Origin of the sequence: Actinomadura sp. GC306, assembly GCF_004348665.1 — a bacterium.
Taxonomy (GTDB): Bacteria; Actinomycetota; Actinomycetes; order Streptosporangiales; family Streptosporangiaceae; genus Spirillospora.
Genome location: NZ_SMKM01000361.1, coordinates 1 through 5,697 on the forward strand (window position 1 = coordinate 1; position 5,697 = coordinate 5,697).

At 66.6% G+C, this 5,697-nt stretch carries 9 protein-coding genes; 1 reads left to right on the top strand and 8 read right to left on the bottom strand.

Annotation, left to right across the window (positions count from 1 at the left end; genetic code table 11):
• Positions 1-279: 279 nt before the first annotated feature.
• The 4 genes from E1200_RS30620 to E1200_RS30635 form a co-directional block, all read right to left on the bottom strand.
• On the bottom strand, positions 280-459 hold the full coding sequence (locus E1200_RS30620) for a DUF397 domain-containing protein (protein WP_131955673.1): 180 nt from the start codon (positions 457-459) through the stop codon (positions 280-282).
• A gap of 64 nt (positions 460-523) precedes the next feature.
• The gene (locus E1200_RS30625) at positions 524-703 is read right to left on the bottom strand and encodes a DUF397 domain-containing protein (protein WP_131955675.1); all 180 of its coding nucleotides are present in this window, start codon (positions 701-703) and stop codon (positions 524-526) included.
• Positions 704-766: 63 nt separating this feature from the next.
• The gene (locus tag E1200_RS30630; protein ID WP_131955677.1) at positions 767-943 is read right to left on the bottom strand and encodes a DUF397 domain-containing protein; all 177 of its coding nucleotides are present in this window, start codon (positions 941-943) and stop codon (positions 767-769) included.
• Complete coding sequence (locus E1200_RS30635; RefSeq protein WP_165950529.1) at positions 934-1,716, bottom strand: helix-turn-helix transcriptional regulator; 783 nt, start codon at positions 1,714-1,716, stop codon at positions 934-936. Before E1200_RS30635 ends, E1200_RS30630 begins: the two co-directional genes overlap by 10 nt.
• Positions 1,717-1,847: 131 nt before the next feature.
• Here E1200_RS30635 and E1200_RS30640 point away from each other — a divergent pair, with 131 nt between their 5' ends.
• Positions 1,848-2,228: an ATP-binding protein gene (locus tag E1200_RS30640; protein WP_131955681.1), complete on the top strand. Its 381-nt coding sequence runs from the start codon at positions 1,848-1,850 to the stop codon at positions 2,226-2,228.
• A 335-nt stretch (positions 2,229-2,563) separates the two neighbouring features.
• On the opposite strand, the gene E1200_RS30645 is transcribed toward E1200_RS30640, so the two are convergent.
• From E1200_RS30645 to E1200_RS30660, 4 genes are all read right to left on the bottom strand, one after another.
• On the bottom strand, positions 2,564-2,887 hold the full coding sequence (locus tag E1200_RS30645; protein WP_207933624.1) for a type II toxin-antitoxin system PemK/MazF family toxin: 324 nt from the start codon (positions 2,885-2,887) through the stop codon (positions 2,564-2,566).
• The gene (locus E1200_RS30650; RefSeq protein WP_131955683.1) at positions 2,884-3,189 is read right to left on the bottom strand and encodes a molecular chaperone GrpE; all 306 of its coding nucleotides are present in this window, start codon (positions 3,187-3,189) and stop codon (positions 2,884-2,886) included. The genes E1200_RS30645 and E1200_RS30650 overlap by 4 nt, the downstream gene beginning before the upstream one ends.
• A gap of 193 nt (positions 3,190-3,382) precedes the next feature.
• Complete coding sequence (locus E1200_RS30655) at positions 3,383-5,122, bottom strand: serine/threonine-protein kinase (RefSeq protein ID WP_131955685.1); 1,740 nt, start codon at positions 5,120-5,122, stop codon at positions 3,383-3,385.
• A partial coding sequence (locus E1200_RS30660) for a hypothetical protein (protein WP_207933625.1) occupies positions 5,119-5,697 on the bottom strand: 579 nt, incomplete at its 5' end. The genes E1200_RS30660 and E1200_RS30655, both read right to left, overlap by 4 nt.

Below are 5,697 nucleotides of genomic sequence, written 5' to 3' on the forward strand. Positions count from 1 at the left end.
GACCACGGCGGAGGGGCTGTTGTCGGGGACGCGTCAGCCATCCATCACATCCGCGTCGCCACCACGGTCCCGCCCGCGTCGCGCGGCCCGATGAGCGTGTTCCTCGCCTGCCATCTCTCAGCCGCCCATATCCCGTAAGCGACGGCTTTCACCGGCTCGGCGATGGCCCCGTCGCCCAGCGCGGGCCTGGCGCGCCAGGTAACAGCCGTCCGCGCTGCTGGAGAACGGAGGGGAGTAGTAATGGAGCCGCTGACGCTCCGACGTGGCGTGGAGTGGTGGTCAGCGTCGCTTGAGGTCGGCGAGGAGCACACGGAAGGCGGTCGCGTCGAGAACGAGGTGCGGCCCGTTCGGGTCCTTGGAGTCCCGTACGCCCACCCCGGCTAGCAGCGCGCCAACTTCGACGCAGTCGCCGCCTTGATCGTTGCTGCGCCGTGCCTTGCGCCAGGTCGCATCGTCCATCGGTCCATCGCCTTTCATGCGAAGTCGCGGGGTCGTTGACGCTTTGACGTGGCTGGAGTGGTGGTCAGCGCTGCTTGAGGTCGATCAGGAGTGCGCGGAAGGCGGTTGGGGCGAGGACGAGGTGCGGCCCGTCGGGGTCCTTGGAGTCCCGCACGCCCACGCCGTCTGGCAACGCACCAACCTCGACGCAAGCACCGCCCTGGTCGTTGCTCCGTCGGGCCTTTCGCCAAGTCACATCGTCCACAGGTCCATAACCTTTCGTACGAAGTAGCAGGACTCCGACGTTCCGAGGGGACGGGAGCGGCGCTCAACGCTCCTTGAGGACGGTCAGGAGTGCCCGGAACGTGGCCGGAGCGAGGTGAAGTCGCGGCCCGTCCGGGTTCTTCGAGTCCCGCACGCCGACCCCTCCGGCGAGCGATGCCAGTTCCACGCAGTTGCCACCGAGATTGTCGCTATGACTGGACTTTTTCCAACTCAACTCCATTTTTCTTCCATGACCTTTCGAATGAGGATTCGGGATTCTGTCACCGAATGAGCGTGCCCCTGAAGGGCGGCAAACGCCTTGCACGCATAGAGCGTATCGGCCGGATCGCTCGATGTGTGCCCCCCGTTCAGCGTCGCCAGGTATACGATCCGATCGCCGTTCTCCTGGGTGGCTATCGTGAACGGAGCATGGACGCCGGGGTAGTAGGCAACCGGTGCGATCTGGAGCTTGACATGCTCCAGCATCGACACGGCCAGGAGATGCTCGCATTGGCTTCGCATCACCTCAGGTCCTCCAACGAGCCGGTGTAGAACGCTTTCATCCAACACCACGCACAGTGTGGGCGGGTCGTCACCGCTGAGGATCGACTGTCGGCGCATGCGTGCAGCTACTGCTTCGTCGTCCTTCAGGAGCGCCCGAGCGTAGTCCTCGTTCTGTAGAAGGCCGTAGACGAGGGTGTTCTCGAACGCCCGGAGGAAAGCGGCCGAAGCTTCCGCCTCGGGGAAGTCGGCGAAGAACCTTGGGTAGGCGCTCGATTTGACGATGTCGTCCCAGCCGTCGGCGAGCGTGGTGTCGGTGCCGAGCGCCTTGTCCAGTCTTACAGCGAAGTCCCTCCTGCAGCGGGTCGTCCCATTCTCGACTTGAGCGATGTAGCTGCGGCTCACCGCAGCGCGTTCGGCCAGGTCCAGCCGTGACAAGGACGCCTCGGTGCGAAGGCGGATCACTTCCTGGCCGAAGGCGATCGTCTGACGCGTTGGTCTGCGCGCAGCCACTGGCGCACCTCCTTGATACCGGCTCACACCACCTGGCACCGGCATGCGTGTGTTGTCGTTCTTTCGTGGCCACGTTACGTGCTGGAGTGGATTCTGTGCGGGGAGTTACGAAAGTTCGGAGGTGATCGTTTATGGAAGGCCCTGCGCAGATCGTCGTGCCGGTTCACGCCGAGTCGATCAAGGTGGCACGAGACTGGGTGGAGGAGGTGCTCCGGCGGCTTGGGCAGGACGTCTATGTCGCGAAGGTCGTGGTGTCGGAACTCGTGACGAACGTCCTGCGGCATACAGCGAGCACCACCGCGACCGTACGCATCATCCAAGCCGACGAGGGGACGGTCATCGAGGTGTTCGACTCCTGCGACGTCCTCCCGAAGGTGGAGCCGGCGGATCTGCTGAGCGAGGGCGGCCGCGGGCTGGCGATGATGGGCGCACTCGTCAAGGAGTGGGGCGCCCAACCGGTCGGGGGCGGCGGTAAAGCGGTGTGGGCTCTGCTCCCGGACGGCCCCGCATGAACGAGGACGACTCGCTCGCCGTGCTGCGGGCACGCTACCCAGCCTGGGAGGTGTCGAGAGACCGAGACATGTGGCGCGCCTCGGGGCGCCTCCTCATCTGGGCATCTTCGCCGGAAGCGCTCGAAGCCGCGCTGAACGGCGAACCGCCGTTCCCGAACGACCGTGCAACGCGAAGAATTCGAGTGCGGGCCCGCCGAGGCGTCAAGTGGGCACGACGGCCTTCCTGACGGCGACCTGCGATGACGTGCAGGACTCCGTAAGCCTGACACTGTCGGCTTCACTCAGGTCGTAACCCGGCTGGAGCGCTTGGCGTCCTATGAGCCCTGCGAGTGCGGTCAAAGCGCCAAAGCATGCCGCAGTGCTCGGCCGACCTCCATCATGGTGCGCATTGACAGGGCCCCCAGATCGGCGACGATCTGGTCTCGGTACAAGGGGCCGAGGTCGTCACAGTTGACGTATCCGGCGAGCGGGTCACCAGCGGCCAGGGGAGCCCAGGACGGCAGGTCGCGGCGAGTGGTCGTGATCCTCGCGACCAGGCAATCATCAATGACGTTGTTGCGCGCGTTGTTGGAGACCACGAGCCAGGGCTTGAGCCCGAAACCGAGATCGGCGCGATAGACCCGACCGCGGACGGGGATGATGTGGGGGGCCGCGTTCACTCTCCCGTCCGACCTGCTTCGTCGCCACGGTCCCAGCCGCGGCGGGCCCTGCGGTACGCGCGGTCCTCGTCGTCCATCTCGGCTGCCCAGGCCGCGTACCCGGTGGCCGCCATCCGTTCGGTGACGGCTTCCCGGCCAGCGCGGATCAACGCGGAGAGGATCTCCGCGTCGGAAGCACTGTCGTTCAGTTCGTGACCGGTGAGTTGAGCCAGCGCCTGGCGCTCGGGGCTCTCTGAAGCGTGCATTCGCTTCAGAGTGGTGATGTCCTCAGGCCCCATCGGGACACTCTTACGAACACTCATGCAGTCCACTGTACAGCAGAAGGTGCAGCCAAGAGTGCAGCACAAACTGCGGCGCAACTGACGCATCAGGCACTGAAGTCTTACCGTGCCAGGTGGCACACACCTGGACTGCTTGAAGTCGACAACGAGCGCGCGGAAGCGGCCAGGGTGAGAGGAAGGTCAGGCGGTGTGTCGGCCGGCGGTAGGTTGTCCGTTAGTCCTTTAGGACCTCGATGATTGGGGCGGAGCCTTCGTTCACCGTGCCCATTGCCTCCTGTGAGACTCCGTCGCGCTTGCCGGTGATCTGCATCGGGGCGAAGGTCGTCACCAGGTAGGTACCCGGGGCCAGGACGTCCGCGCCCGGCACCCGGAGGTTGAAGGTCTGAGTCCACTTGCTCTGGTACGCGCAGTCCGCTTCTACGTACGGTTGCGCTTCATCGCTCTTCTTGCTCTTCGCCTGGACGAATATTGCTCCCGGGCCCGTTGGCAGCTCCTTCGGTTTTGCCGGGGGGACACGGTAGAACGCCAGGAACGCCCCGAAGGAGTCGTCGGACGGGGCGTCGCTCTCGTACCAGCCGAACCCGTAATTGTTCACCGTGTCGTTCCGCTCCGCGTCCTCCCCGAAGCACTGGCGCCGGCCGCCCGGCAGATACTTCGCACCGGCTGGCGTACGGGCCCGGAACTGCTGTACCAGCCGCAGATTCGTCCCTGGCCTTACCCGGGCCGGAGTGACGGTCATGAGCAGATCCATGTACGGCGTATCGGACGCGGGCATGTGCGGCTGCCCGGTCAGGGCTCCGGGCCGGGTGAAGTAGGCGTGGATTCCGCCGCGGCTTTCTCCGCCGACACCGGGTCCCGAGGGCCATAGAACCCATGCGGCGATCACGGCGCCGACCCCGGCCGTGCCGATTGCCGCGGCCCCCTTCGTCCCGCCGACCTTCGCCAGGAACCCTTTGGACACGGACGTGCCCATGAAGTCGGCCGTCGCGGCGCCCTGGGTATAGCCGAGCGCGCCGGAACCGATGGTTCCCGTCGCCGTGGCGGACGCCCCAGGGGTGAGCAGCGCGCCCCCGAGCATGGCGAGAGGGACGGCGGTCACCACGGTTGCGGCGACGGCGCCGAGGGTGAGGAGGCCGCGTCGTTCCCAGTCGGGTCCGTATGTGCGGACGGCGATGGCCTCCAGTTCGCTGACGAACTGCTGGGCGTCCCAGATTCGGTCAGCCGGGGTCTTGGCCATGCCTCGTTCGACCAGCGGACGCAGCGCCTCGGGTACTCGTTCAAGAGGTGGCGGCGCATTGGTGTGCTCCGCCTTCAGCGCGTCCAGAGTCGTCCCTCGGAAGGGCTTCTCGCCGCTGATGCACTCTACGAAGACGCAGGTTGCGGCATAGAGGTCGGTGGCGGGTGTGGCGGGGGCGCCTACCCATTGCTCGGGTGCCATATAGGCGGGGGTTCCGCCTATGCCGCCGCCGTGGCCGGTGAGGACGGCGACTCCGAAGTCGATCAGTTTGCTTTGTCCGCCGTCCTGGACGAGGACGTTCCCCGGCTTGTAGTCGCGGTGGACGACCCCGGCCGCGTGCGCTGCCGCCAGCCCGAGAAGGGAGCCCTTCAAGATGCTCAGTGCGGCTTCCGGGGCCAGTGCTCCCTCGTGCTCGTCCAGCACCTTGCGGAGTGGGCGTCCGGCGACCGCTTCCAGGACGATCGCCGCGCCCCAGGGCGACTCCAGGTAGTCCAGTAACCGCGCCACATGCGGGCTGGTCACCCGTTTGAGCATCTGGGCTTCCGCGCGGAACGTGTTCCGCGCAGCCGGGTCGCCCAGCATCCCGGGAGCGAGGTACTTGATCGCGACCGGCACACCGCCCGACTCGTGCCGGGCGAGCACTACCTCGCCCTGGGCCCCGCTCCCTAACTCCTCCAGTTCGACGAACCCGGGCAGCCGGTGTTCACGCGCCGTCACTGGCCCGTGTTGGTCTGGATCTCACCCACGACGAGCGGGGTCGGCAGCGACGTGCTCGTCTGGTTCCCGAGGACGCCGCCGGGGGAGTCGCATTCGGCGCCTTCACAGGTCCACGTGGCGTGCCACGTGACGGTTGCGGTGATCTGATACTTCCCGCCCGGCTGCCCTGCGGAAGACCTCTGGTAGCTGTAGTTGCAGTTCTTCCCGTCCTTGGAGCCGGCGGTCTTGCAGACGAGCTGCTTCTCACCGAGGTTCCACGTGACCGATACGGGTTCGGCCCTCGCCTGAACCGTCTGGTCACCCGCGCTCACCGGCTCGGTCTGCACGACGTCGAAGCCGTCCACCCAGAGTGACGTCCGTACGCGCACGTAGGTCTTCCCGTCTGGTGCGGTGTGGACCGTGGGAACGGGGAAGCCGCTGGAGGCCATGGCCTGTTCCACGAGCTGGGCCGTGCTGGGCGCCGCGGGTGCCGGCGGTGCGCCGTCCACGGGGACGGCATCGATCGCCTCGTCCGGTGTGAGTCCCTCAGGCGGGGGCGGTAGCACGGGACCGGAGCCCCCTCCGCCTCCCCCTCC